Origin of the sequence: Helicobacter pylori, assembly GCF_002832345.1 — a bacterium.
Classification (GTDB): domain Bacteria; phylum Campylobacterota; class Campylobacteria; order Campylobacterales; family Helicobacteraceae; genus Helicobacter; species Helicobacter pylori_CP.
The window spans coordinates 27,226-53,997 of the sequence record NZ_PHLZ01000009.1; the positions used below are offsets into that span (position 1 = coordinate 27,226).

Below are 26,772 nucleotides of genomic sequence, written 5' to 3' on the forward strand. Positions count from 1 at the left end.
GATCGTTATTGCACACCTTAATAGAGCAATTAGAAAAGGTTACTAATAGCAAAGAGTTAGAAGAAGCGCGCTTGAATGCTTTGGGTAAAAAAGGGGTTTTTGCGGATAAATTCAACCAGCTCAAAAACCTGAACGGCGAAGAAAAAAACGCCTTTGCTAAAGAAATCCACCATTATAAGCAAGCGTTTGAAAAGGCCTTTGAGTTGAAAAAAAAGGCGATTTTAGAGTTTGAATTAGAAGAACGCTTGAAAAAAGAAAAAATTGATGTGAGTTTGTTTAACGCTATTAAAACAAGCTCTTCTCACCCTTTAAATCACACCAAAAATAAAATCATTGAATTTTTTACCCCATTAGGATACAAGCTTGAAATCGGCTCTTTAGTGGAAGATGATTTCCATAATTTCAGCGCTTTAAACTTGCCCCCTTACCATCCTGCAAGAGACATGCAAGACACTTTCTATTTTAAAGATCACAAGCTTTTAAGGACCCACACTTCGCCCGTTCAAATCCACACCATGCAAGAACAAACCCCACCCATTAAGATGATTTGTTTAGGCGAAACCTTTAGGCGCGATTATGACTTGACCCACACGCCCATGTTCCACCAAATTGAAGGGCTTGTCGTGGATCAAAAAGGGAATATCCGTTTCACGCACTTAAAGGGCGTGATCGAAGACTTTTTGCATTACTTCTTTGGCGGCGTGAAATTAAGGTGGCGCTCTAGCTTTTTCCCTTTCACAGAGCCAAGCGCTGAAGTGGATATTAGCTGCGTGTTTTGCAAGCAAGAAGGCTGTAGGGTTTGCTCGCACACAGGCTGGCTGGAAGTGTTGGGCTGTGGCATGGTCAATAATGCGGTGTTTGAAGCCATAGGGTATGAGAATGTGAGCGGGTTTGCTTTTGGCATGGGGATTGAAAGATTAGCCATGCTGACTTGTCAAATCAATGATTTGCGCAGTTTTTTTGAAACTGATTTGAGGGTGTTGGAGAGCTTTTAATGAAACTGAGCGTCAATGATTTGAATGTTTTTGTCAATATGCCTAAAGATATAGCCAAACTCTGTGAGGATTTGAGCCGCTTAGGCTTAGAAGTGGAAAGCTGTATCCCTTGTATCGCTCCTAAAAATGTGGTTGTGGGTAAGGTTTTAGAAAAAGCCCCCCATAAAAACGCCGAAAAACTCAGCGTGTGTCAAGTGGGTGTGGGCAAGGAAGTGTTACAAATCGTGTGTGGGGCTAAAAATGTCGTGCCAAACCAATTCGTGCCAGTCGCTCTAAACGGGGCGCTAATCGGCTCAACAACCATCGCTAAAACGGAGCTTAGGGGGATTGAAAGTTGCGGCATGATTTGCTCTAGCAGCGAATTGGGCTTCCCTAAAATCAATGACGGCATCTTGGAATTAGATGAGAGCGTTGGGGAGTTGGTTTTAGGGAAAGAATTAAACGAATACGCCCCTTTCAACACGCATGTTTTAGAAATTTCATTGACTCCCAATCGTGGGGATTGCTTGAGCGTTTTAGGCGTTGCCAGAGAGATTAGTGCGTTTTATCACACGCCCCTAAAACCTATCAAGGCTTTAAATTTTACGCCAAAAAGCGATTTGATCACGCTTAGTGCGGGTGAAAATATTGAGTCGCATCTGGCTTATTATTTGATTTGCAACCATTCATTAAAAACCCCTTTAAATATCAAACTTTCGCTCGCTCATAATAATGCCTTAAGCGGGAACGATCTAAACAATTTCATAGAATTTAGCACGCATTTTAGTGGGGTAATAATGAATGCTTATAGCCTGAATAAAACCCCTATGGATTTGAGCGTGAAAAACGATGAAAACGACCTTGAAAGCGTTTATATCAACCATCAAAAACGCTCCACTATCGCTATCAAGCATCAAGATCAAAAAGATTTGAACGAGTGTTTGCTTTTAGAAGCGAGCTATATTGATCCGATAAGCCTGTCTTTAAAATTACACGCTCTAAAAGATAAAACGCTTCAAAAAGACAATGCCCTTATTTATAGGAGCGCTAGGGGGAGCAACCCTAATTTATCAGACGGCTTGAATTTTTTAAGCGCTCATTTAAAAGCCACGATTTTAGAAAGCAAACAGACTGAGCATTCTTTAAAAGATTACGCCCTTAAATTCCAACTTGAAGACATTACCGAAATTTTGGGGCTTGTTGTAGAAAAAGAAAAAATTCAAAGCATTTTAAAAAATTTAGGCTTTAAAGTCAGCGTAAAAGAGCCAAACTCAAAACCCCAAATTTTAGAGGTTATTGCGCCAAATTTCAGGCATGACATCAAAACGATCCAAGATATTGCTGAAGAAATCTTGCGCTTTGTAGGGATTGGCAATTTGATTTCAAAGCCCCTTCATTGTGTCAGTAGCAAAAATTCAAACCCCCATTATGACACGCACCGCTTTTTTGAAAACCTTAAACACAAGGCTCTCGCTTGCGGTTTTAAAGAAGTCATTCATTACGTGTTTTATTCTAAAGAAAAGCAGCAAAAACTAGGCTTTGAAGTTTTAGAAGATCCCCTAGAATTGCAAAACCCTATCACAACGGATCTCAACACCCTAAGAACGAGCCTTGTTTGCGGGCTTTTAGACGCCAGCTTAAGGAATAAAAATTTAGGGTTTAAAAGCATCGCCCTTTATGAAAAGGGGAGCGTGTATAACGCTAAAAGAGAAGAGAACCAAAAACTAGGCTTTTTAGTAAGCGGCTTACAAAAAAAAGAAAGCTACCCTGACGCTAAAGGCAAGGCTTGGGATTTTTATTCTTTCGCTGAATGCGTTTCAAAAGTTATAGGGGATTTTAGCCTGGAAAAGCTAACCATTCAAACCCCCATCAACCACCCCTACCAGAGCGCTAAAATCATTCAAAATCATGAAATCATAGGCGTAATCGCTAAAATCCACCCTAAAGTGATCCAGGAATTAGATTTGTTTGAAAGCTATTACGCTGAGATAGACGCTTCTAAACTCAAACGCCCTGCCATGCTATTAAAACCCTTTAGCATTTACCCTAGCAGTGTGAGGGATTTGACTCTCATCATTGATGAAAACACCGCTTTTAGCAGGATTAAAAAAGCCCTAAAAGACGCTCAAATCCCTAATTTAAGCGAGATTCTACCCTTTGATATTTTTAAAGAAAGCGATAACACCATAGCCTTAAGCGTGCGTTGTGTGATCCATTCTTTAGAAAAAACCCTGAATGATGAAGAGGTCAATTCAGCCGTGCAAAAAGCACTTGAAATTTTAGAAAAAGAATTTAACGCCCGCCTTAAGGGATAATATAAAGGATAATATGTGATAGAGCTTGACATTAACGCTAGCGATAAATCGCTCTCACACAGAGCTGTTATTTTTAGCCTACTCGCTCAAAAACCTTGTTTCGTGCGGAATTTTTTAATGGGAGAAGATTGTTTAAACTCTTTGGAAATCGCTCAAAATTTAGGGGCTAAAGTGGAAAATACCGCCAAAAATTCTTTTAAAATCACGCCCCCAACGGCTATAAAAGAGCCCAGTAAGATTTTAAATTGCAACAATTCTGGCACAACCATGCGTTTATACAGCGGGCTTTTAAGCGCTCAAAAAGGGCTTTTTGTTTTAAGCGGGGACAATTCCTTAAACGCACGCCCCATGAAAAGAATCATTGAGCCTTTGAAAGCTTTTGGAGCAAAAATTTTAGGGAGAGAGGATAACCATTTCGCCCCCTTAGCGATCTTAGGGAGTCCTTTAAAAGCTTGTAATTATGAAAGCCCTATCGCTTCAGCTCAAGTCAAAAGCGCTTTTATTTTAAGCGCCTTACAAGCTCAAGGCGCAAGCACTTATAAAGAAAGCGAGCTTAGCCGTAACCACACAGAAATCATGCTTAAAAGTTTGGGAGCTGACATTCAAAATCAAGACGGCGTTTTAATGATTTCACCCCTAGAAAAACCCCTAGAAGCCTTTGATTTTACTATAGCTAATGATCCGTCTAGCGCGTTTTTTTTCGCCCTCGCTTGCGCGATTACGCCAAAAAGCCGCCTTCTTTTAAAAAATGTCTTGCTCAACCCCACTCGCATAGAAGCTTTTGAAGCGTTGAAAAAAATGGGCGCTTCCATAGAGTATGCGATTAAGTCCAAAGATTTAGAAATCATCGGCGATATTTACATAGAGCATGCCCCTTTAAAAGCGATCGCTATTAATCAAAATATCGCCAGTCTTATTGATGAAATCCCTGCTTTAAGTGTCGCTATGCTTTTTGCAAAAGGCAAAAGCATGGTGAGAAACGCTAAAGATTTACGATCTAAAGAAAGCGATAGGATTAAAGCGGTTGTTTCTAACTTCAAAGCTTTAGGGATTGAGTGCGAAGAGTTTGAAGACGGGTTTTATATAGATGGATTAGAAGATATAAGCCCATTAAAGCAGCACTTTTCTAGGATTAAACCCCCTATTATCAAAAGCTTTAATGATCACAGGATTGCGATGAGTTTCGCTATTTTAACTTTAGCACTGCCTTTAGAAATTGATAATTTAGAATGCGCAAACATTTCTTTCCCGCAATTCAAACGCTTGCTCAATCAATTCAAAAAAGGGAGTCTTAATGGAAATTAAAATGGCTAAGGATTATGGTTTTTGTTTTGGCGTCAAAAGAGCGATACAAATCGCTGAAAAAAATCAAAACAGCTTGATTTTTGGATCGCTCATTCATAACGCTAAAGAAATCAATCGTTTGGAAAAAAACTTCAATGTGAAAATTGAAGAAGATCCTAAAAAAATCCCTAAAAATAAGAGCGTGATCATAAGAACCCATGGCATTCCTAAGCAGGATTTAGAATACTTGAAAAACAAGGGGGTCAAAATCACCGATGCGACTTGTCCGTATGTGATCAAACCTCAGCAAATTGTGGAATCCATGAGTAAAGAAGGGTATCAAATCGTGCTTTTTGGGGATATTAACCACCCTGAAGTCAAGGGCGTGATAAGCTATGCCACTAACCAGGCTTTAGTCATCAATTCGTTAGAAGAATTGCAAGAAAAAAAACTCCAACGAAAAGTGGCTTTAGTCTCCCAAACCACCAAACAAACCCCAAAACTCTTACAAATCGCTTCTTATTTGGTGGAAAGATGCACTGAAGTGCGTATTTTTAACACGATTTGTAACGCTACTTCCTACAACCAAAAAGCCGCTTTGGATTTGAGTAAGGAAGTGGATATTATGATAGTCGTGGGCGGTAAAACTTCTTCAAACACCAAACAGCTCTTAAGCATCGCCAAACAGCATTGCAAAGACAGCTACTTGGTAGAAGATGAAAACGAATTGGAGTTGGCGTGGTTTAAGGATAAAAAATTGTGCGGGATTACCGCTGGGGCTTCCACGCCGGATTGGATTATAGAAAATGTCAAGCAAAAAATCAGCACGATTTAACACATTTTGAAAATTTTCTTTAAAAAAACCGCTAATTGTTAGTTTTTAAACGATTTTGTAAGCCAAAAAAGGATACAATACCCTTAAGGATTTTATATTTATTTTATAGTAAGGCAGTCAATGAGCAAGATAGCAGATGATCAGAACTTTAATGACGAGGAGGAAAACTTCGCAAAACTCTTTAAAAAACAATTAGAAAAAGAAGAAACCCTAGAAAAAGGCACTATCAAAGAAGGGCTAATCGTTTCCATTAATGAGAATGATGGTTATGCCATGGTGAGCGTGGGCGGTAAGACAGAAGGCCGTTTGGCTTTGAATGAGATCACCGATGAAAAGGGGCAGTTGCTGTATCAAAAAAATGACCCCATTATCGTGCATGTGTCCGAGAAAGGTGAACACCCTAGCGTTTCCTACAAAAAGGCCATTTCCCAACAAAAGATTCAGGCTAAAATTGAAGAATTAGGCGAAAACTATGAAAACGCCATTATTGAAGGCAAGATCGTAGGCAAAAATAAAGGGGGCTATATCGTGGAGTCTCAAGGCGTGGAGTATTTCCTCTCCCGCTCGCACTCTTCTTTAAAAAATGACGCAAACCATATTGGCAAACGCATTAAAGCGTGCATCATTCGCGTGGATAAAGAAAACCATTCTATCAATATTTCTCGCAAACGATTCTTTGAAGTCAATGACAAACGGCAGCTTGAGGTTTCTAAAGAATTGTTAGAAGCCACAGAGCCGGTGTTAGGGGTCGTGAGGCAGATCACCCCTTTTGGCATTTTTGTAGAAGCTAAGGGGATTGAGGGCTTGGTCCATTATTCTGAAATCAGCCATAAGGGGCCAGTAAACCCTGAGAAATACTACAAAGAGGGCGATGAAGTCTATGTCAAAGCTATCGCTTATGATGAAGAAAAAAGACGCCTTTCACTCTCCATAAAAGCGACCATAGAAGACCCATGGGAAGAGATCCAAGACAAGCTAAAACCCGGATACGCCATTAAGGTGGTGGTGAGCAATATTGAACATTACGGGGTGTTTGTAGATATTGGTAATGATATTGAAGGCTTTTTGCATGTTTCTGAAATCTCTTGGGATAAAAATGTCAGCCACCCTAGCCATTACTTGAGCGTGGGGCAAGAGATTGATGTGAAGATCATTGACATTGATCCTAAAAACCGCCGCTTAAGGGTTTCTTTAAAACAACTCACTAACAGGCCTTTTGATGTTTTTGAATCTAAACACCAAGTAGGAGACATTATAGAAGGCAAAGTGGCAACTTTAACGGATTTTGGGGCGTTTTTGAATCTGGGTGGGGTGGATGGTTTGCTCCACAATCATGACGCTTTTTGGGATAAAGATAAAAAATGCAAAGACCACTATAAAATTGGCGATGTAATCAAAGTGAAAATCCTTAAAATCAACAAAAAAGATAAAAAGATTTCTTTGAGCGCGAAGCACTTAGTTACTTCCCCTACAGAAGAATTCGCTCAAAAGCATAAAACAGACAGCGTGATTCAAGGCAAAGTGGTGAGTATCAAGGATTTTGGCGTTTTCATTCATGCTGATGGCATTGATGTATTGATCAAAAATGAAGATTTGAACCCCTTGAAAAAAGATGAAATCAAAATAGGGCAAGAAATCACATGCGTGGTGGTTGCGATTGAAAAATCTAACAACAAGGTGCGTGCTTCTGTGCATAGGCTAGAGCGCAAAAAAGAAAAAGAAGAATTGCAAGCTTTTAACACGAGCGATGATAAAATGACTTTAGGGGATATTCTTAAAGAAAAACTCTAAAGAGTGATTTTAAAAGCATGAGAATGGCATGAGATTTAAGAGTGTTGTTGCTTTTATTTCCCTAGCTGTCGCTCTTGGCGTTTTAGCCTATTTGTTTTTAAGCGTTAAAAAAGAAATGCCCGCTGCTTCTCATGCGATCTCTCAAACCAATGCGATCTCTCAAACCAATAAAAGCCCCTCTCAAACAGATGCAAAAAGCCATGACATCAACCTAGAAGAAAATAGCCCCACTGAAACCTCTCATAATGAAAAAGCCCCCCATAACGAAGAAGATCATAATAACGCCTTTTCTCAAAACCTTGATGCTCAAGAATCTATCAATTACCCTGTTATAGAGCATCATTTTGAAATCCCTTTTGAAGAAAAAAAAAGGGAGTATTCAAAGCTTATCATTAAGGATTTAAAGGACTATCAATGGTGGTGTTTAAAAGAAATCCTCAAAAAAGAACGAATTGATTACGCTTACGATAACACCAAAAACCAACCCAATCTCATCATCTATTTAGATGAAAACAAAAAAGAACGCTTGCTGGCTGATTTAGACTATTATAAAATACGCTATCATGCTGTTTTTTAAATTCAAAGGATAAAAATGTATCAAGTAGCCATTTGCGACCCCATCCATGCTAAAGGCATTCAAATTTTAGAAGCTCAAAAAGACATTGTCTTGCATGATTATTCCAAATGCCCTAAAAAGGAGCTTTTAGAAAAACTCATCCCCATGGATGCGCTCATCACTCGCAGCATGACCCCTATCACAAGCGATTTTTTAAAGCCCCTAACCCATTTAAAATCCATTGTGAGAGCGGGTGTGGGAGTGGATAATATTGATTTAGAAAGCTGCTCTCAAAAAGGCATTGTCGTGATGAATATCCCTACCGCTAACACGATTGCCGCTGTGGAATTGACCATGGCGCATTTGATCAATGCAGTGCGCTCATTCCCTTGCGCGAACGATCAAATCAAACACCAAAGGTTATGGAAAAGAGAAGATTGGTATGGCACGGAATTGAAAAATAAAAAACTAGGCATCATTGGTTTTGGGAATATTGGCTCTAGGGTGGGCATTAGGGCTAAAGCTTTTGAAATGGAGGTTTTAGCCTATGATCCTTATATCCCTTCTTCAAAAGCCACTGATTTAGGGGTCATTTACACAAAAAATTTTGAAGACATTTTGCAATGCGATATGATCACTATCCACACCCCCAAAAATAAAGAAACCATTAACATGATAGGTGCTAAAGAGATTGAACGCATGAAAAAAGGGGTTATTTTAATTAATTGCGCTAGGGGTGGGCTTTATAATGAAGACGCTCTTTATGAAGCTTTAGAAACCAAAAAAGTGCGTTGGCTTGGCATTGATGTCTTTTCTAAAGAGCCTGGCATTCATAACAAGCTTTTAGATTTGCCTAATGTTTATGCGACCCCCCATATTGGCGCAAACACTTTAGAGTCCCAAGAAGAAATTTCCAAACAAGCCGCTCAAGGGGTTATGGAATCTTTAAGGGGTTCAAGCCATCCGCATGCTTTGAATTTACCCATGCAAGCTTTTGATGCAAGCGTTAAAGCCTACTTGAATTTAGCGCAAAAATTGGGTTATTTTTCCAGTCAAATCCATAAGGGCGTGTGCCAAAAAATTGAACTCAGTCTTTGTGGGGAGATCAACCAATTCAAAGACGCCCTTGTAGCTTTCATGTTAGTGGGGGTGTTAAAACCTGTTGTAGGGGATAAAATCAATTACATTAACGCTCCCTTTGTGGCCAAAGAAAGAGGCATTGAGATTAAGGTTAGCCTTAAAGAAAGCGCTTCGCCCTATAAAAACATGCTCTCTTTAACTTTAAATGCGGCTAATGGTGCAATCAGTGTGAGCGGCACGGTGTTTGAAGAAGATATTTTAAAACTCACCGAGATTGATGGGTTTCATATTGATATAGAGCCAAAAGGTAAAATGCTTTTATTCAGGAATACGGATATTCCAGGCGTTATTGGGAGCGTGGGGAATGCGTTCGCTAGGCATGGCATTAATATCGCTGATTTTCGTTTGGGGCGCAACACGCAAAAAGAAGCTTTAGCGCTCATTATTGTAGATGAAGAAGTTTCTTTGGAAGTTTTAGAAGAGCTTAAAAACATTCCTGCATGTTTAAGCGTTCATTATGTGGTTATTTAAGGTAGTTGGATGCGAGATTTTTTAAAGCTTTTAAAAAAACATGATGAATTAGAAATCATTGACACCCCCCTTGAAGTGGATTTAGAAATCGCTCATCTGGCGTATATAGAAGCGAAAAAGCCTAATGGAGGCAAAGCCCTTTTATTCACGCAACCCATAAGAAAAGAGCATGACCAGATCAAAACCTTTGGCATGCCTGTTTTGATGAACGCTTTTGGCTCTTTCAAACGCTTAGATCTTTTATTAAAAACCCCTATAGAAAGCCTGCAACAACGCATGCAAGCGTTCTTACACTTTAGTGCTCCTAAAAATTTTACTGAGGGTTTGAAAGTCTTAAAAGATTTATGGGATTTAAGACACATTTTCCCTAAAAAAACCACTCGCCCTAAAGATCTCATCATCAAGCAAGACAAAGAAGTCAATTTGTGGGATCTGCCCGTTTTAAAAACTTGGGAAAAAGATGGCGGGGCTTTTATCACTATGGGGCAAGTCTATACCCAAAGCCTGGATCATAAAAAAAAGAATTTAGGCATGTACCGCTTGCAGGTTTATGATAAAAACCATTTAGGCTTGCACTGGCAAATCCATAAAGACTCCCAACTCTTTTTCCACGAATACGCTAAGGCTAAAGTCAAAATGCCTGTCAGCATCGCTATTGGTGGGGATTTGCTCTATACATGGTGCGCGACAGCCCCCTTACCTTATGGAGTTTATGAACTCATGCTCTATGGGTTTATGAGAGGAAAAAAAGCGCGCGTGATGCCATGCTTGAGCAATCCTTTGAGCGTGCCAAAAGATTGCGATATTGTGATAGAAGGGTTTGTGGATTGCGAGAAATTAGAGCTTGAAGGGCCTTTTGGGGATCACACTGGCTATTATACCCCTATTGAGCCTTACCCTGTTTTAGAAGTCAAAACCATTAGCTATAAAAAAGATTCCATTTACTTAGCCACTGTGGTGGGCAAACCCCCTTTAGAAGACAAATACATGGGGTATTTGACTGAACGCTTGTTCTTGCCTTTGCTTCAAATGAACGCCCCCAATCTCATAGATTATTACATGCCAGAAAATGGGGTGTTCCATAATTTGATTTTAGCCAAAATACACACACGCTATAACGCTCATGCCAAGCAAGTCATGCATGCTTTTTGGGGTGTGGGGCAGATGAGTTTTGTCAAACATGCGATTTTTGTCAATGAAGACGCCCCCAATCTAAGGGACACCAACGCTATCATTGAGTATATACTGGAAAATTTTTCTAAAGAAAACGCGCTCATCTCTCAAGGCATATGCGACGCATTAGATCATGCAAGCCCTGAATACGCTATGGGAGGGAAACTCGGTATTGATGCGACCTCTAAAAGCAATACCCCCTACCCCACGCTTTTAAACGATAACGCCCTACTAGCGCTTTTACAAGATAAAATGCAAAATATCGTTCTTTTGAAGCAATACTACCCGCACACCCGTAACCCCATTTGCGTGATCAGCGTGGAAAAGAAAGACAAAAGCGTCATTGAATTGGCTAAAAACTTGCTCGGTTTTGAAGAGCATTTACGCATTGTCATCTTTGTAGAGCATACCAGCAACGATTTAAACAACCCTTACATGCTGTTATGGCGCATCGTTAATAATATTGACGCTAATCGTGATATCCTCACCTCTAAACATTGTTTTTTTATAGACGCTACCAATAAGGGCGTTATGGATAAACATTTTAGAGAATGGCCCACCGAAACCAATTGCTCCATGGAAATCATAGAAAATTTGAAAAAGAAAGGGCTTTTAAAAGATTTTGAAACTTTAAATCAACAATTCCATCTCACGCATTCTTTCAGCACGAACAAAGAAGATCTATAAAGAATAGCCATAAAGAAGGATTATGTTAGATTACCGCCAAAAAATTGATACCCTCATCACCAAAATAGAAAAGGCTCGCATCGCCTATTCAAGGCACCACATTGTCAAAATCGTGGCTGTTTCAAAAAACGCTTCCCCAGAAGCTATCCAACATTACTACAACTGCTCTCAAAGGGCTTTTGGAGAAAATAAAGTTCAAGATTTAAAAACTAAAATGCATTCTTTAGAGCATTTGCCCCTTGAATGGCATATGATAGGCTCTTTACAAGAAAATAAAATCAATGCGCTTTTGAGTTTAAGACCCGCCCTTTTGCATTCTTTAGACTCTTTAAAACTCGCCCTAAAAATAGAAAAGCGTTGCGAAGTATTGGGCGTCAATTTAAACGCTCTTTTACAGGTTAATAGCGCGTATGAGAAAAGTAAAAGCGGGGTGGTGCCTGAAGAAGCGCTAGAAACTTATTCTCAAATCAGTGAAACTTGCAAGCGCCTCAAGCTTAAGGGGCTTATGTGTATAGGGGCGCACACCGATGATGAAAAGAAAATTGAAAAATCCTTTATCACCACCAAAAAGCTTTTTGACCAAATAAAAAATGCGAGCGTTCTTTCAATGGGCATGAGTGATGATTTTGAATTAGCGATTGCTTGCGGGGCGAATCTTTTAAGGATTGGCTCTTTTTTGTTCAAAGAGTAAGATGCTAGAAACTTATGCACTTAAAAATGGGGCTGTTTTTATCTCTGATGCGCATTTTTTGCCCAAAAGCCCTCATTTAATCCATACGCTTCAAGAACTTTTAAGCGCCAAACCCCCACAAGTCTTTTTCATGGGCGATATTTTCCATGTGCTTGTGGGCTATTTACCCCTAGATAAAGAGCAGCAAACAATCATTGATTTAATCCATGCGTTAAGCGAAATTTCACAAGTCTTTTATTTTGAAGGCAACCATGATTTTTCCATGCGTTTTGTATTCAATTCCAAAGTAGTAGTTTTTGAGCGCCAAAACCAACCCGTATTATTCCAATATGATAACAAACGCTTTTTACTAGCCCATGGGGATTTATTCATCACTAAAGCGTATGAATTTTACATCACGCAGCTCACTTCCACTTGGGCTAGATTTTTTTTAACTTTTTTAAATTTTGCGAGCTTTAAAACCTTATACCCTTTTTTGAAAAAACGCATCTATCAAAAACCCGTCCGCCTTTGGGAATTAGATCCAAAAGAATTAAAAGCCTTTATTGAAAAGCGCCTAAAAGCCTATCAAAACTATATTAAAGATCTTAACATTGGTAGCATTGACGGCATTATAGAGGGGCATTTTCATCTCAAAAGCGGCGTAAAAATCCCCTTGAATGCGCCGATTTATTGCCCACTGCCTTCCTTTTATTACGAACAAAGCCTTTTTAAGGTATCATCAAATATTTTAGAACCATCTCAAAATAAGGACGCCTAAATCATGGCAGAAAAAACAGCTAACGATTTAAAACTAAGCGAGATAGAACTCGTGGATTTTCGTATTTACGGCATGCAAGAGGGCGTCCCTTATGAGGGGATTTATGGCATTAATGTGGCTAAAGTCCAAGAAATCATCCCCATGCCCACCCTTTTTGAATACCCCACGAATTTGGATTACATCATCGGCGTGTTTGATTTGCGTTCCACGATCATTCCGCTTATAGACTTGGCTAAATGGATAGGGATTATCCCAGATAAAAGCAAGGAAAACGAAAAAATCGTCATTATCACTGAATTTAACAATGTTAAAATGGGCTTTTTAGTCCATTCCGCTAGGCGTATCAGGCGCATTAGCTGGAAAGATGTGGAGCCTGCATCCTTTAGCGCTTCTAATAGCATCAATAAAGAAAATATCACCGGCACGACACGCATTGAAAATGACAAAACCCTGCTCATTTTGGATTTAGAAAGCATTTTAGACGATTTAAAACTTAATGAAGACGCTAAAAACACCAAAGACACCCCTAAAGAGCGTTTTGAAGGCGAAGTGTTGTTTTTAGACGATAGCAGAACGGCGAGAAAAACCTTAAAAAACCATTTGAGTAAATTGGGTTTTAATATCACTGAAGCTGTGGATGGGGAAGACGGGTTGAACAAATTAGAAATGTTATTCAAAAAATACGGGGACGACTTGAGAAAGCATTTGAAATTCATTATTTCAGATGTTGAAATGCCTAAAATGGATGGCTATCATTTCTTATTCAAGCTCCAAAAAGACCCCAGGTTTGCTTATATTCCTGTGATTTTTAATTCTTCTATTTGCGATAATTACAGCGCTGAAAGGGCTAAAGAAATGGGGGCTGTAGCGTATTTAGTCAAGTTTGACGCAGAAAAATTCACCGAAGAAATTTCTAAGATTTTAGACAAGAATGCGTAATTCTTTTCATAAAATTGTAAAATACTCTTATCTCAAACGCTAAAAGGGTTTTAAATGGATGATTTGCAAGAAATAATGGAAGACTTCTTGATTGAAGCCTTTGAAATGAACGAGCAATTGGATCAGGATTTAGTGGAATTGGAGCATAACCCTGAAGATTTGGACTTGCTCAATCGCATTTTTAGAGTCGCTCACACCATTAAAGGCTCTAGCTCGTTTTTGAATCTTAATATCCTTACGCACCTCACGCACAACATGGAAGATGTCTTAAATCGCGCCAGAAAGGGCGAAATCAAGATCACGCCTGATGTTATGGATGTCGTGTTGCGCTCCATTGATTTGATGAAAACTTTACTCGTAACGATTAGAGATACCGGATCAGATACCAATAACGGCAAAGAAAACGAGATTGAAGAAGCGGTCAAACAGCTTCAAGCCATTACAAGCCAAAATTTAGAGGGCGCTAAAGAAACTTCAGGGGCTAAAGAAACCCCAAAAGAAGAAGCGAAAGAAGAAGTTAAAGAAGAAGCGAAAGAAGAAGTTAAAGAAAAAGCGAAAGAAGAAGTTAAAGCAAATAAAACCCCTACTGCAGAAAATCCCGCAAGCGATAACCCGCTAGCCGATGAGCCAGATTTGGATTATGCTAACATGAGCGCTGAAGAAGTGGAAGCGGAGATTGAACGCCTGCTTAACAAGCGCCAAGAGGCCGATAAAGAGCGAAGAGCTCAAAAAAAGCAAGAAGCCAAACCTAAACAAGAAGTTACCCCAACAAAAGAAACCCCCAAAACAGAAACCCTCAAAGCCCCTAAAACCGAAACTAAAGCTAAGGCTAAAGCCGATACTGAAGAAAATAAAGCCCCCTCTATTGGCGTGGAGCAAACCGTTAGGGTGGATGTGCGCCGCTTGGATCACTTGATGAATCTAATCGGTGAGCTTGTTTTAGGAAAGAATCGCTTGATCAGGATTTATAGCGATGTGGAAGAACGCTATGATGGGGAAAAGTTTTTAGAGGAATTAAACCAGGTGGTTTCTTCTATTTCAGCGGTAACGACAGACTTGCAACTTGCGGTGATGAAAACCAGGATGCAACCAGTGGGCAAGGTGTTCAATAAATTCCCTCGCATGGTAAGGGATTTGAGCCGGGAATTAGGCAAAAGCATTGAATTAATCATTGAGGGCGAAGAAACCGAATTGGACAAATCCATTGTAGAAGAGATTGGCGATCCGCTCATTCATATTATCCGCAACTCATGCGATCATGGGATTGAGCCTTTAGAAGAAAGAAGAAGGCTTAACAAGCCTGAAACCGGTAAAGTGCAATTGAGCGCATATAATGAGGGTAACCACATTGTGATTAAAATCTCTGATGATGGCAAAGGGTTAGACCCTGTGATGCTTAAAGAAAAAGCGATTGAAAAAGGGGTGATTAGCGAAAGAGACGCTGAAGGCATGAGCGATAGGGAAGCGTTTAATCTCATTTTCAAGCCAGGCTTTTCTACCGCAAAAGTCGTTTCCAATGTTTCAGGCAGGGGTGTTGGCATGGATGTGGTGAAAACCAATATTGAAAAGCTCAATGGGATCATTGAAATTGATTCAGAAGTGGGGGTAGGCACGACTCAAAAGCTTAAAATCCCTCTCACTCTGGCTATCATTCAAGCTTTACTCGTGGGCGTTCAAGAAGAATATTACGCTATCCCGCTTTCTTCAGTTTTAGAAACCGTGCGCATCAGCCAAGATGAAATCTACAGCGTTGATGGCAAGAGCGTGTTACGCTTGAGGGATGAGGTGCTTTCTTTGGTGCGCCTTTCTGATATTTTTAAAGTGGATGCTATTTTGGAATCCAACTCAGATGTGTATGTGGTCATCATTGGCTTGGCTGATCAAAAAATTGGCGTGATCGTGGATTATTTAATCGGTCAAGAAGAAGTGGTCATCAAATCTTTAGGTTACTATCTTAAAAACACTAGAGGCATTGCTGGCGCTACGGTGAGAGGCGATGGGAAAATCACCCTTATTGTAGATGTGGGGGCGATGATGGATATGGCAAAAAGCATCAAGGTCAATATCACTAATTTAATGAACGAATCCGAAAACACCAAGAGCAAAAATTCTCCTAGCGATTACATTGTCTTAGCGATTGATGACAGCAGCACGGACAGAGCGATTATCCGCAAATGTTTAAAACCATTAGGCATCACGCTTTTAGAGGCCACTAACGGGTTAGAGGGCTTAGAAATGCTTAAAAATGGCGATAAGATTCCGGACGCTATTTTAGTGGATATTGAAATGCCCAAGATGGACGGCTACACTTTCGCTTCTGAAGTGCGTAAATACAATAAATTCAAAAACTTGCCTTTGATCGCAGTAACCAGTCGGGTAACTAAAACCGATAGGATGCGTGGCGTTGAATCCGGCATGACTGAATACATCACCAAACCTTATAGCGGTGAATATTTAACCACCGTGGTGAAGCGCAACATTAAATTAGAAGGAGACCAATCGTGAGCAATCAATTAAAAGATTTATTTGAAAGACAAAAAGAAGCTAATGCAGGTTCTAAACAAGAAGACAATGAAGAAATTTTGCAATTCATTGGCTTTATTATTGGCGATGAAGAATACGCCATTCCTATTTTGAATATTTTAGAAATCGTCAAACCCATTGGTTACACGCGAGTCCCTGAGACCCCAAACTATGTGCTTGGCGTGTTCAATTTAAGGGGTAATGTCTTCCCGTTGATTAGCTTGCGTTTAAAATTTGGCTTGAAAGCTGAAAAACAAAATAAAGACACTCGTTATTTGGTGGTGCGCCATAACGATCAGATCGCTGGGTTTTTCATTGATCGCTTAACTGAAGCCATTCGCATCAAGCAAACGGATATTGACCCGGTGCCAGAAACTTTGAGCGATAACAATAATTTAACTTATGGCATTGGGAAACAAAACGACAGACTCGTAACCATTTTAAGAGTGGAAGAAATCTTAAAGAAAGACTTTTAAAAATTTTAGTTTATCCATAGCCCCTATGGGCTTTGAGAAAGACTTATCCCGTTAAAAAGCTTGATTTTAATCAAGTGATAATGTTTGATTCAAAACAGAGTTTTTTTAATCTTTTCTTTTAAAAACAGCGTGAAAATTTTTTAAACGGATTAAAAAGAATCTCTCATTTTTTAGTTTTTATCACCAACGCTTTTTAACAAGTGGGGCTTTTGCATTGAGACTTACCAGATTGTAGCCCCCTCCTTTTAAGGATTTCCTATTTCAACACTTTTAAAAGTGCTTCATAATCAGGCTCTTCTAAAATGTTTTGAACGATTTCTTTATAGATAACCACTCCCTTATCATCAAGAACAAACACCGATCGAGCGAGTAAGCCTTGCAAAGAGCCTTTGCCCAACAGCACGCCATAATTTTCCCCAAAAGCCTTATACCTAAAATCGCTTAAGATTCTTAAGTCCTTAATGCCTTCAGCGCCGCAAATTTGCCCTTGAGAAAAAGGTAAGTCCATAGAAATAACGCTAAAACTCACAGAAGGCAGTTTGCTAGCTTGCTCATTGAAGTGTTTGGCTTGGAGCAAGCAAACCGATCCGGTTAAACTAGGAAGCGCACTAACGACCTGAAAACGCACGCCTTGCTTCAACAAATTGACTTCTTGCAAATCGCCATTCACCAATTTCACATCAGGAGCTTTATCGCCCACTTTCAAGGCTTTCCCTTCTAACTGATATGTTTCTTCTTTAAAAGTAACTTTTTGCATGGTTAAATCCTTTCTAATGAATTGCTATATTGCGTTAGAATAATAGTCCATTAAGATTAACTTTTAAAAAATTTAAAAAGAATTTGTTTAAAAAGTCGTTTTCATTTTAAAAAACCCCTTAAAATCTACAAAATTTGCATAAAGATCCATTTTTAAGAAAAGATTTACCAAAAAGTATTAAAAAATGATTACAATACGGCTATCTGATCACAAGGAGAAAACATGTTTACATTACGAGAGTTGCCTTTTGCTAAAGACAGCATGGGAGATTTTTTAAGCCCTGTAGCGTTTGATTTCCACCATGGGAAACACCATCAAACCTATGTGAATAATTTGAACAATCTCATCAAAGACACGGATTTTGAGAAAAGTTCTTTGTTTGATATTTTGACGAAGTCTAGCGGAGGCGTGTTCAATAACGCCGCTCAAATTTACAACCACGATTTTTATTGGGATTGCCTAAGCCCCAAAGCGACTGCTTTAAGCGATGAGTTAAAAGGGGCTTTAGAAAAAGATTTCGGATCGTTGGAAAAATTTAAAGAAGACTTCATTAAGAGCGCGACCACTTTGTTTGGCTCTGGCTGGAATTGGGCAGCGTATAATTTAGACACTCAAAAAATTGAAATCATTCAAACGAGCAACGCGCAAACCCCAGTTACGGATAAAAAAGTGCCGCTTTTGGTGGTGGATGTGTGGGAGCATGCTTATTATATTGACCACAAAAACGCACGCCCTGTGTATTTGGAAAAATTCTATGGGCATATTAATTGGCATTTTGTTTCTCAATGCTATGAATGGGCGAAAAAAGAAGGCTTAGGCTCAGTGGATTACTACATCAATGAGTTGGTGCATAAAAAAGCTTAAGCGTTACGGCTATTGTGGTTTAAAGGTTTTTAAACCACGCTTCTTTTTTGAATGAAAGACACTCTGTTTAATCAATCTCTAAACAAACGTTTTTGCTTTGATGAGAAAGTCGCTCATGTTTTTGATGACATGCTGGAGCGTTCCATTCCTTACTATCATGAAATGTTGAATCTGGGAGCGTATTTTATCGCTCAAAATTTAAAAGAAAATATCTATCTTAAGTCCTTGCCTAAGCCCTTGATTTATGATTTGGGCTGTTCTACTGGGAACTTTTTTATCGCGCTTAACCAACAAATCCAACAAGATATTGAGCTTATAGGGATTGACAATTCCATGCCCATGCTTAAAAAAGCACAAGAAAAATTAAAAGATTTTAAAAACGCCCGTTTTGAATGCATGAATTTTTTAGAGGTTGAGTTTAAAGAAGCGAGCGCGTTTTCATTGCTTTTTGTGTTGCAATTTGTCCGCCCCATGCAAAGAGAGGTGTTGCTCAAAAAGATTTATAACAGCCTTGCGTTGAATGGCGTTTTATTGGTGGGCGAAAAGATCATGAGCGAAGATCGGATATTAGACAAGCAAATGATAGAGCTATACTACCTCTATAAACAAAATCAAGGCTATAGCCACAATGAAATCGCTTTCAAAAGGGAAGCGTTAGAAAATGTGCTTGTGCCTTATAGTTTAAAAGAAAATGTCGCTCTTTTAGAAAGCGTGGGGTTTAAGCATGTGGAAGCGGTGTTTAAATGGGTGAATTTCACGCTGTTAGTTGCCAGAAAAACATGAGTTTTTTGAAACAATAAATATATAAAACATGAGTTTTTAAAAAATATCCACAGGATCCATATTCACGCTGCAAGGGATATTAGGGGCGGTTTTTAAAAACGCATGCACGCTTTTGATTAGGCTTAAAGGGTTTTTGGAACGCAACAAAATCAGGTAGCGGTAAGAAGAAGCGATTTTTTCAATGGGGGCTTTGAAATTAGAGAGCGTTACACCCTTTTCTAAACACGAAGAAAGGGTTTGAGAGGCTTTTAGGCTCAATTGTTGGGCTTTTTCTTCGTTTTTATGCTTAAACTCCAACAAACACAACCTTGAAAAAGGCGGGTAGAGTTCGCACCTTTCTTGCAATTCGTATTGTAAAAAATCTTCATAATCTTCTAAGAAATTTTCTAATAGATCCGTTTCGGTGCTTTGAATGAACACTTGGCCAGAAATTTGCCTAGCGCTCCTCCCAGCGATTTGATAAAGTAACGACACACCTTCTTCTAAAGCCCTGTAACTATTAGATTTAATGATATTGTCTATGCCTAAAACAACCGCCAAACTCACTTTGGCGTAATCATGCCCTTTGCTTATCATTTGAGTGCCAATTAGGATATTCGTTTTTTGAGCGTTGAAATCGTTTAAAATATTGTGGAGTTTTTTGGGTGTGCTGGTGTGATCTTTATCCAAAATCGCTATTTTAGTGCCTTTCAAAAGGCCTTCCAACTCGTTCAACACTTGCATGGTGCCTATCCTTTTACCCACTAAAACTTCGCTTTGGCATGCGTTGCAAATTTTAGGGATAGGGCTTGAAAAATGGCAATAATGGCACATGAGTTTGTTGGTTTTTAAATGCAAGCTCATATTCACGCTGCAAAAAGGGCATTGAACGCTTTTATAGCAATTTTGACACAGCAGGGTTTTGAAATTAGCCCTTGTAGGCACAAAAATAATGGCTTGCTCGTTTTTGTCTATAACTTGTTGTAGCGCTTCTAGGAGTTTGGGCGTGATAAAACGCTCGGTTTTTTCAAAAATAATGTTTTTTTGCGTGGGGGTGTAGCGCCCCTTTAAGCGCACTAAAGCCTTATCTTTAAAGCGTTTGTAACTATTCAAACTTGGTGTAGCAGAGCCTAAAATCACTTGAATGGGGAATTTATGGGATAAATACAAGCATAAATCCCTAGCGTTATACATGGGGCTTTGATGGGATTTATAAGAAAAGTCATGCTCTTCATCTACAATGATTAAACCCAACTCCTTAAGGGGTAAAAACAACGCGCTTCGTGTGCCTACCACTAATTTGATTTCTTGGGAATAAAGCTTTTCTAAAAATTGTTTTTTTTGGGTTTGAGAGAGTTTACTATGCCACAAGCCTAAATTTTCTTTAAAAACCCTTTTAAGGCGTTGTTGCATTTGAGGGGTGAGAGCGATTTCTGGCACTAACAATAAAGCGCTTTTTTTTTGCTCTAAAGTTTGAGCGATTGCATGCATATAAATCTCGGTTTTCCCGCTACCCGTATCGCCAAAGAGCAAGCTTGCTGAATGTTTTTGCAATTCTTTTAAAGCGTTTGTTTGCGTTTGGCTTAATACATTAAGAACAGGCTCAATTTTTTCTAACCCCACTAAATCGCATTCTTTAAAAGGGGTAAAAAGGCTTAAGACTGAAGAAAGATTAGCCGAGTAATATTGAGCGATAAATAGAGCGAGCTCTATTTGAAAGGGGAGTAAAAAATAAGGGGTTTTTTCTAGCTCTAGGCATTCAAAAGAGGGTTTTGAAACTTCTTCAAGAACGACGCCCAAAAGCGTTTTATTCCTTAAATGGATATTGACTAACGCTCCTTTTTGGTGCCGCTCCTTAGAAAAGTAAGTTAAAGGGGGGGTTTTATTTTTTAAAGGAGCGATTAAGTGATAGAACATGATGAGATTTTTTCTAAAAGCTTTTTGAGTTCATTGTGCAAATACTCGTTTTGACAACTTTCATGCAAATAATCCTTTAAAAGCTCTAAGGCGTTTAATTCTTGGTTATGGAAACGCTCTTTTAGGGTGCGTTTCATCTCATCGCTAAAGGTGTTATTGAGAGAGATTTTATAGCGTTTGCCTAAATAAGTGATTTCTAAGCTGTCGTTTTCGGAGTGCATGTTTTTAATGGTTTATGACAATAAATCAGAGATTTTGTCATAAAGACCTTGAATACCCTTATCTTTAGCGCTCAATTCATCGTATAAAATAGCGATTTGAATGTCTTTTTCTTCATTTTGCGCATTCAGCGTGGTGTTTGCTTGGCGTAAAGCGTTCAACTCTTCTTCTTGTTTTTTGATTTTTTCAATCAATTCATCAATTTTAGCGCCCAATTGGTTTAACAAACTTAAAGATTGCATAATAAGCCTTTCATGGTTTTTAAAAGTTATTATATCAAAGCTATTTAATTATCGCAAAATACCCCTATCCCCTTAAGGTAATGACTTTTAGCATCAAATAAAGTAACTAAAACCCCATGTTTTAAACAATTCTTATGGCGGTATTTGGTATTTTTGATTACCATAAAGCAACAAGATAGAAAGCTTGACATGGGAGTGGTAAATGCAAAAAAATATATTGAAAATAACTCTGTTGTTGGTTTTCCTCTTTTTAAGAAACGCTGTCGGTTTAGAGGATAAAAAAGCGGATCTTAAAAGCGTTCAAAATACGCCCAAAAATTTACCCCCTATCCAATTAAGGCTCGATCAAGCCTATGAAGATCTGATTAAAATGTTAGACAATATGGGAAAAAGCACGCCGTATGAGTTCCCCAAAATCAAAGAAATCCTGGAGCAAAGCGAAGAAGAATGGCTCAAAGTCGCCCATGAAGAATGCGTGGCGTTGGTTATGCTAATAAGCCCCAAAGCTTCTATTGAAAATAGCCCGATTTATAGGAATTGCTATGAAGCTTATATGAAGCAAAGAATCCATGATTTATATGATTTTTATATAGAAGGCAAAAAGGTGAAAAGAAAAATCAAAAAAGCCCATAAGCAAGAGACTGCTATTAAGCAATCCCAGCCCTTAAAAAAAGAACCGCCTAAAAGCGAGAATAAAAAGAGTTTAGTAAAACCCAGCTTAAAAGATGCGAGTATCCCTAAAGGGTATTATTTGCAAATTGGGGCTTTTTTGAACGCGCCCAGTAAGGATTTTTTACAAACGCTCAAAACTTTCCCTTACCAAATAAAGAAAAAAGACTCCCTCACGCATTATTTTATTGGCCCTTATAAAACGAAAGAAGAAGCCCTAAAACAGCTTGAAAATGCAACTAAAAGCTTTAAAAATAAGCCTGTGTTGGTGGAAAAATAGTTTTATTGGATTTTATAAAGCCACATGGCTATTAGCGCGACAAACAAACTCGCGCCCAAAAACACATAGCCTATCATTTTATAAAGGGGGATAAAATTTTTTTGAATTTCTTCTTCTGCAATAATGATTTTAGAAACCCCTAAGCGGTTAGTTGGGGCGCTGTCTGTGAGGTAAAAGCCCTGTTTTTTAAGTGCAAAATAAGGGGTTTTAATTAAAGCGTCATTTTTAAAAGAAGCCACAAACGCCCCGATATTAGAAAACTTGACTTTGTTGTCTGCATCCAACAAAACAAAGGGGGTGTTTTTGAATCGTTCTTCTAAGATTTTTAAAGGCTCTAAAGAAGAGGCATTATTGAGTTCTAAAAGGCTTTTAGCGATCGCATCAGCGGTGTATTGCATGCGTATTTGGGTGTTTTCTAAAAGGCTATTTTTCGCATAAAAGAAAAATAACGCTAACAAAACCCCCACTAAAAGCAAGATAGAAAGGGTATAAACGATTAAAAAACGCTTTTTAAAAGAATAGGGCATGACAAACCTTTTTATTGATAGCGGGTTGGATAACACAGCTTTTTATGATTGGATTAAAAACGCTCAAAAACAGCCTCTTTTTTCTACCATAACTTATTTAATTTTATGGTAAATTTTTGAAAAATTGTTATAATTCCTACACTTTTATTGGCAAATTTAATGAAGAAAGGAGTTTGGAATATGCTTGAAATATGGATAGATATGATAATTTGTATTTTTTATTTGCTCTTTTTTACGACTCCTTACATTGTAGGCGATATTTTGCAATTGAAATTTATCCGCCAAAAGCTCTGCGAGAAGCCTGTTTTACTCCCACAAAAGGATTATGAGGAAGCGGGAAATTATGCCATTAGGAAAATGCAATTATCCATTATTTCTCAAATTTTAGACGGGATCATCTTTGCTGGTTGGGTTTTTTTTGGTTTGACGCATTTAGAAGATTTGACGCATTATTTAAACCTTCCTGAAACGCTAGGTTACTTGGTGTTTGCTTTGTTGTTTTTAGCGATTCAAAGCGTTTTAGCTTTACCCATTAGCTACTACACCACCATGCATTTGGATAAGGAATTTGGCTTTTCTAAGGTGAGCTTGTCGTTGTTTTTCAAGGATTTTTTCAAAGAGTTATCACTCACTTTAAGCGTGGGGTTGTTGTTGATTTACACTCTCATTATGATCATTGAACATGTGGAGCATTGGGAGATTAGCTCGTTTTTTGTCGTGTTTGTTTTTATGATATTAGCTAATCTTTTTTACCCTAAAATCGCTCAGCTTTTCAACCAATTCACCCCCTTGAATAACCGGGATTTGGAGAGTCAAATTGAGAGCATGATGGATAAGGTGGGTTTTAAATCTGAAGGCATTTTTGTGATGGACGCTAGCAAGAGAGATGGGCGTTTGAATGCGTATTTTGGGGGCTTGGGTAAAAACAAGCGGGTGGTGTTGTTTGACACTCTGATCTCTAAAGTTGGGACAGAAGGGCTTTTGGCCATTTTAGGGCATGAATTAGGGCATTTTAAAAATAAGGATTTGTTGAAAAGTTTAGGGATTATGGGGGGCTTGCTCGCTCTTGTTTTTGCCCTAATCGCTCATTTGCCGCCGTTGGTTTTTGAAGGCTTCAATGTCTCACAAACGCCAGCGAGTTTGATTGCGATTTTACTCTTGTTTTTGCCGGTGCTTTCTTTTTACGCCATGCCTTTGATCGGGTTTTTTAGCCGAAAGAATGAATACAATGCGGACAAATTCGGGGCGAGTTTAAGCTCTAAAGAGGTTTTAGCCAAAGCGTTAGTGTCCATTGTGAGCGAAAATAAAGCGTTCCCCTATTCGCACCCTTTTTATGTTTTCTTGCATTTCACGCACCCACCGCTATTAGAGCGCTTGAAAGCTTTGGATTATGAAATTGAATGACCCTTTCACAAGCCCTAAACAAAGCCAAAAAAGAATTATCGCCAAAAGGTTTTAGGGGGGGATTAGAGTCTGAAATTTTATTAGGCTTTGTCTTGCAAAAAGAGAGGGTTTTTTTGCACACGCATGCCTATTTAGAGTTAAACCACGAAGAAGAGGCGCGTTTTTTTGAATTGGTAGGAAAGCGATTGAATGACTGCCCCATAGAGTATTTATTAGAAAGCTGTGATTTTTATGGGCGCTCTTTTTTCGTGAATGAGCATGTTTTAATCCCACGGCCTGAAACCGAGATTTTAGTCCAAAAAGCCCTTGATATTATTTCTCAATACCATTTAAAAGAGATAGGCGAAATAGGCATAGGGAGCGGATGCGTGTCTGTGAGTTTGGCTTTAGAAAACCCTAATCTCTCTATTTATGCGAGCGATATTTCACCCAAAGCTTTAGAAGTGGCGTTAAAAAACATTGAACGCTTTTGTCTAAAAGAGCGTGTTTTTTTAAAACAAACGCGCCTTTGGGATCATATGCCCATGATAGAAATGCTTGTCTCTAATCCGCCTTATATCGCTAGAGGTTATCCTTTGGAAAAATCCGTCCTCAAAGAACCGCACGAAGCCCTTTTTGGGGGGGTTAAAGGCGATGAAATCTTAAAAGAAATCATTTTTTTAGCCGCTGGATTAAAGATCCCTTTTTTGGTTTGTGAAATGGGGTATGACCAATTAAAAAGCTTGAAAGAATGCTTGGAATTTTGCGGTTATGATGCAGAGTTTTACAAGGATTTGAGCGGCTTTGATAGAGGGTTTGTGGGCGTTTTAAAAAGTTTTTTAAGATAAGGTTAAAACTTAATTACCCTTTTAGTGTTACAATAAAAACACTTAAAATCATAAAGGATGCCGCTTATGTATGTTGAAAAAATTCTCCAATCTTTACAGAAAAAATACCCTTATCAAAAAGAGTTTCATCAAGCCGTCTATGAGGCTATCACTTCTTTAAAACCCCTTTTAGACAGCGATAAAAGCTATGAAAAGCATGCGATTTTAGAGCGTTTGATTGAGCCTGAAAGGGAGATTTTTTTTAGGGTGTGTTGGCTAGATGATAACCATCAAATCCAAGTCAATCGGGGGTGTAGGGTTGAATTCAATTCAGCTATTGGCCCTTATAAGGGGGGCTTGAGATTCCACCCTAGCGTGAATGAAAGCGTGATCAAGTTTTTAGGCTTTGAGCAAGTGTTGAAAAATTCGCTCACCACTTTGGCTATGGGGGGCGCTAAGGGGGGGAGCGATTTTGACCCTAAAGGGAAGAGCGAGCATGAGATCATGCGTTTTTGTCAGGCGTTCATGAATGAATTATACCGCCATATTGGAGCCACGACTGATGTGCCAGCCGGGGATATTGGAGTGGGCGAAAGAGAGATTGGCTATCTGTTTGGGCAATATAAAAAATTAGTCAATCGTTTTGAGGGCGTATTGACCGGTAAAGGACTCACTTATGGGGGGAGCTTGTGCAGAAAAGAAGCTACCGGTTATGGGTGCGTGTATTTTGCAGAAGAAATGTTGCAAGAAAGGAACAGCTCTTTAGAGGGCAAGGTTTGCAGCGTTTCTGGGAGCGGTAATGTCGCAATTTACACCATTGAAAAATTGCTTCAAATAGGAGCTAAACCGGTAACGGCGAGCGATTCTAATGGCATGATTTATGATAAAGACGGCATTGATTTAGAGCTTTTGAAAGAGATTAAAGAAATCCGTCGTGGGAGAATCAAAGAATACGCTTTAGAAAAAAAGAGTGCGAAATACACCCCCATAGAAAATTACCCCAAAGGGGGGAATGCCGTATGGCATGTGCCTTGTTTTGCGGCTTTTCCTAGCGCGACTGAGAATGAATTGAGCGTTTTAGACGCTAAAACTTTGCTTTCTAACGGGTGTAAATGCGTGGCTGAAGGGGCGAACATGCCCTCAAGCAATGAAGCGATTGAATTGTTTTTGCAGGCTAAGATTTCTTATGGTATAGGCAAGGCGGCTAATGCTGGGGGGGTGAGCGTGAGCGGCTTGGAAATGGCGCAAAATGCGAGCATGCACCCTTGGGGTTTTGAAGTGGTGGATGCGAAATTACACCACATCATGAAAGAGATTTATAAGAATGTTTCTCAAACCGCTAAAGAGTTTAAAGACCCTACTAATTTTGTTTTAGGGGCCAATATCGCTGGTTTTAGAAAAGTGGCGTCTGCGATGATAGCCCAAGGGGTTTGATTACCCCACAATTTTACAAACCCCATTTTTTAACCCATCTCCTTATGGTGCGCAACAAAGGTAAGGATTTTTGATAAGCTTTGCGATAGATTTTAAAAGAGGTGTTTTGAGAGAGTTCTAATAAAGGTGAAGCGTTTTGTAAAAGGCGCTCATAATTAACCCTCAAATCATCATAATTAACCCTCAAATCATCATAATTAACCCTCAAATCATCATAATTAACCCTCAAATCATCAATAGATATTAAAGGCTCATTCAAATCACGATAGAAAATGA

24 protein-coding genes and 1 pseudogene are annotated in these 26,772 nt (G+C 39.0%); 19 read left to right on the forward strand and 6 right to left on the reverse strand.

From position 1 onward, the window contains the following. The first annotated feature begins 8 nt into the window (after window positions 1–8). From pheS to cheW, 13 genes are all read left to right on the forward strand, one after another. Window positions 9–995 carry a phenylalanine--tRNA ligase subunit alpha gene (pheS, locus tag CXY28_RS03850; RefSeq protein WP_100977781.1) on the forward strand — a complete coding sequence of 329 codons (987 nt, stop codon included), beginning with the start codon at window positions 9–11 and terminating at the stop codon, window positions 993–995. Further along, entirely contained in the window at window positions 995–3,289 is a 2,295-nt protein-coding gene (gene pheT, locus CXY28_RS03855; RefSeq protein ID WP_100979523.1) for a phenylalanine--tRNA ligase subunit beta, read from the forward strand. Before pheS ends, pheT begins: the two co-directional genes overlap by 1 nt. Window positions 3,290–3,304: 15 nt before the next feature. Beyond that, on the forward strand, window positions 3,305–4,594 hold the full coding sequence (gene aroA, locus CXY28_RS03860; RefSeq protein ID WP_100979524.1) for a 3-phosphoshikimate 1-carboxyvinyltransferase: 1,290 nt from the start codon (window positions 3,305–3,307) through the stop codon (window positions 4,592–4,594). Then, window positions 4,584–5,408, forward strand: a complete 825-nt coding sequence (locus CXY28_RS03865) for a 4-hydroxy-3-methylbut-2-enyl diphosphate reductase (protein WP_000403562.1) — start codon at window positions 4,584–4,586, stop codon at window positions 5,406–5,408. The genes aroA and CXY28_RS03865 overlap by 11 nt, the downstream gene beginning before the upstream one ends. Before the next feature lie 120 nt (window positions 5,409–5,528). Beyond that, window positions 5,529–7,199 (forward strand): 30S ribosomal protein S1, encoded by a 1,671-nt coding sequence (locus CXY28_RS03870; protein ID WP_100979525.1) that lies wholly within the window; start codon window positions 5,529–5,531, stop codon window positions 7,197–7,199. A gap of 28 nt (window positions 7,200–7,227) precedes the next feature. Beyond that, entirely contained in the window at window positions 7,228–7,776 is a 549-nt protein-coding gene (locus CXY28_RS03875) for a hypothetical protein (protein ID WP_015644537.1), read from the forward strand. Window positions 7,777–7,791: 15 nt separating this feature from the next. Then, on the forward strand, window positions 7,792–9,366 hold the full coding sequence (serA, locus tag CXY28_RS03880) for a phosphoglycerate dehydrogenase (RefSeq protein ID WP_015644538.1): 1,575 nt from the start codon (window positions 7,792–7,794) through the stop codon (window positions 9,364–9,366). 9 nt (window positions 9,367–9,375) lie between these two features. Next, window positions 9,376–11,226 carry a menaquinone biosynthesis decarboxylase gene (locus CXY28_RS03885; RefSeq protein ID WP_100979526.1) on the forward strand — a complete coding sequence of 617 codons (1,851 nt, stop codon included), beginning with the start codon at window positions 9,376–9,378 and terminating at the stop codon, window positions 11,224–11,226. A gap of 22 nt (window positions 11,227–11,248) precedes the next feature. Next, window positions 11,249–11,917 (forward strand): YggS family pyridoxal phosphate-dependent enzyme, encoded by a 669-nt coding sequence (locus CXY28_RS03890; RefSeq protein WP_015644540.1) that lies wholly within the window; start codon window positions 11,249–11,251, stop codon window positions 11,915–11,917. Between the two features lies 1 nt (window position 11,918). After that, window positions 11,919–12,677: a UDP-2,3-diacylglucosamine diphosphatase gene (locus tag CXY28_RS03895; protein ID WP_100979527.1), complete on the forward strand. Its 759-nt coding sequence runs from the start codon at window positions 11,919–11,921 to the stop codon at window positions 12,675–12,677. A gap of 3 nt (window positions 12,678–12,680) precedes the next feature. Beyond that, window positions 12,681–13,616 (forward strand): chemotaxis protein CheV3, encoded by a 936-nt coding sequence (cheV3, locus tag CXY28_RS03900; RefSeq protein ID WP_015644542.1) that lies wholly within the window; start codon window positions 12,681–12,683, stop codon window positions 13,614–13,616. Window positions 13,617–13,670: 54 nt separating this feature from the next. After that, entirely contained in the window at window positions 13,671–16,121 is a 2,451-nt protein-coding gene (gene cheAY2 / locus CXY28_RS03905) for a chemotaxis histidine kinase/response regulator CheAY2 (RefSeq protein WP_100979528.1), read from the forward strand. Further along, complete coding sequence (cheW, locus tag CXY28_RS03910; RefSeq protein WP_000070759.1) at window positions 16,118–16,615, forward strand: chemotaxis protein CheW; 498 nt, start codon at window positions 16,118–16,120, stop codon at window positions 16,613–16,615. Before cheAY2 ends, cheW begins: the two co-directional genes overlap by 4 nt. Window positions 16,616–16,871: 256 nt before the next feature. Here the strand turns inward: cheW and tpx are convergent, their stop codons facing one another. Then, on the reverse strand, window positions 16,872–17,372 hold the full coding sequence (gene tpx / locus CXY28_RS03915; RefSeq protein ID WP_100979529.1) for a thiol peroxidase: 501 nt from the start codon (window positions 17,370–17,372) through the stop codon (window positions 16,872–16,874). A gap of 222 nt (window positions 17,373–17,594) precedes the next feature. Here tpx and sodB point away from each other — a divergent pair, with 222 nt between their 5' ends. Both sodB and cmoA read left to right on the forward strand, forming a co-directional pair. Beyond that, on the forward strand, window positions 17,595–18,236 hold the full coding sequence (sodB, locus tag CXY28_RS03920) for a superoxide dismutase [Fe] (protein ID WP_001917251.1): 642 nt from the start codon (window positions 17,595–17,597) through the stop codon (window positions 18,234–18,236). A gap of 51 nt (window positions 18,237–18,287) precedes the next feature. After that, complete coding sequence (gene cmoA / locus CXY28_RS03925; protein WP_100964707.1) at window positions 18,288–19,019, forward strand: carboxy-S-adenosyl-L-methionine synthase CmoA; 732 nt, start codon at window positions 18,288–18,290, stop codon at window positions 19,017–19,019. 36 nt (window positions 19,020–19,055) lie between these two features. Here the strand turns inward: cmoA and CXY28_RS03930 are convergent, their stop codons facing one another. The 3 genes from CXY28_RS03930 to CXY28_RS03940 are packed head-to-tail and all read right to left on the reverse strand — an operon-like array spanning window position 19,056 to window position 21,376. Then, window positions 19,056–20,915, reverse strand: coding sequence for a primosomal protein N' (locus tag CXY28_RS03930; RefSeq protein WP_100979530.1), 1,860 nt, complete (start codon window positions 20,913–20,915; stop codon window positions 19,056–19,058). Further along, entirely contained in the window at window positions 20,900–21,136 is a 237-nt protein-coding gene (locus tag CXY28_RS03935; protein WP_000555362.1) for a hypothetical protein, read from the reverse strand. Before CXY28_RS03935 ends, CXY28_RS03930 begins: the two co-directional genes overlap by 16 nt. A 12-nt stretch (window positions 21,137–21,148) precedes the next feature. After that, window positions 21,149–21,376, reverse strand: a complete 228-nt coding sequence (locus CXY28_RS03940) for a hypothetical protein (RefSeq protein WP_001191188.1) — start codon at window positions 21,374–21,376, stop codon at window positions 21,149–21,151. A 202-nt stretch (window positions 21,377–21,578) separates the two neighbouring features. On the opposite strand from CXY28_RS03940, the gene CXY28_RS03945 reads away from it, so the two are divergent. After that, window positions 21,579–22,325 (forward strand): SPOR domain-containing protein, encoded by a 747-nt coding sequence (locus tag CXY28_RS03945; protein WP_100979531.1) that lies wholly within the window; start codon window positions 21,579–21,581, stop codon window positions 22,323–22,325. A 2-nt stretch (window positions 22,326–22,327) separates the two neighbouring features. Here the strand turns inward: CXY28_RS03945 and CXY28_RS03950 are convergent, their stop codons facing one another. After that, window positions 22,328–22,852: a hypothetical protein gene (locus tag CXY28_RS03950; protein ID WP_100966290.1), complete on the reverse strand. Its 525-nt coding sequence runs from the start codon at window positions 22,850–22,852 to the stop codon at window positions 22,328–22,330. A gap of 180 nt (window positions 22,853–23,032) precedes the next feature. Between CXY28_RS03950 and CXY28_RS03955 the strand changes: the two genes are divergently transcribed. From CXY28_RS03955 to gdhA, 3 genes are all read left to right on the forward strand, one after another. Beyond that, complete coding sequence (locus CXY28_RS03955; RefSeq protein WP_100979532.1) at window positions 23,033–24,256, forward strand: M48 family metallopeptidase; 1,224 nt, start codon at window positions 23,033–23,035, stop codon at window positions 24,254–24,256. After that, window positions 24,253–25,083, forward strand: coding sequence for a peptide chain release factor N(5)-glutamine methyltransferase (locus CXY28_RS03960; RefSeq protein ID WP_100979533.1), 831 nt, complete (start codon window positions 24,253–24,255; stop codon window positions 25,081–25,083). The genes CXY28_RS03955 and CXY28_RS03960 overlap by 4 nt, the downstream gene beginning before the upstream one ends. 66 nt (window positions 25,084–25,149) lie before the next feature. Continuing rightward, window positions 25,150–26,496: an NADP-specific glutamate dehydrogenase gene (gdhA, locus tag CXY28_RS03965; protein WP_050825325.1), complete on the forward strand. Its 1,347-nt coding sequence runs from the start codon at window positions 25,150–25,152 to the stop codon at window positions 26,494–26,496. A 13-nt stretch (window positions 26,497–26,509) separates the two neighbouring features. On the opposite strand, the pseudogene CXY28_RS03970 reads toward gdhA, so the two are convergent. Next, window positions 26,510–26,772, reverse strand: a pseudogene (locus tag CXY28_RS03970) (glycosyltransferase family 10 domain-containing protein); the annotation flags it as partial.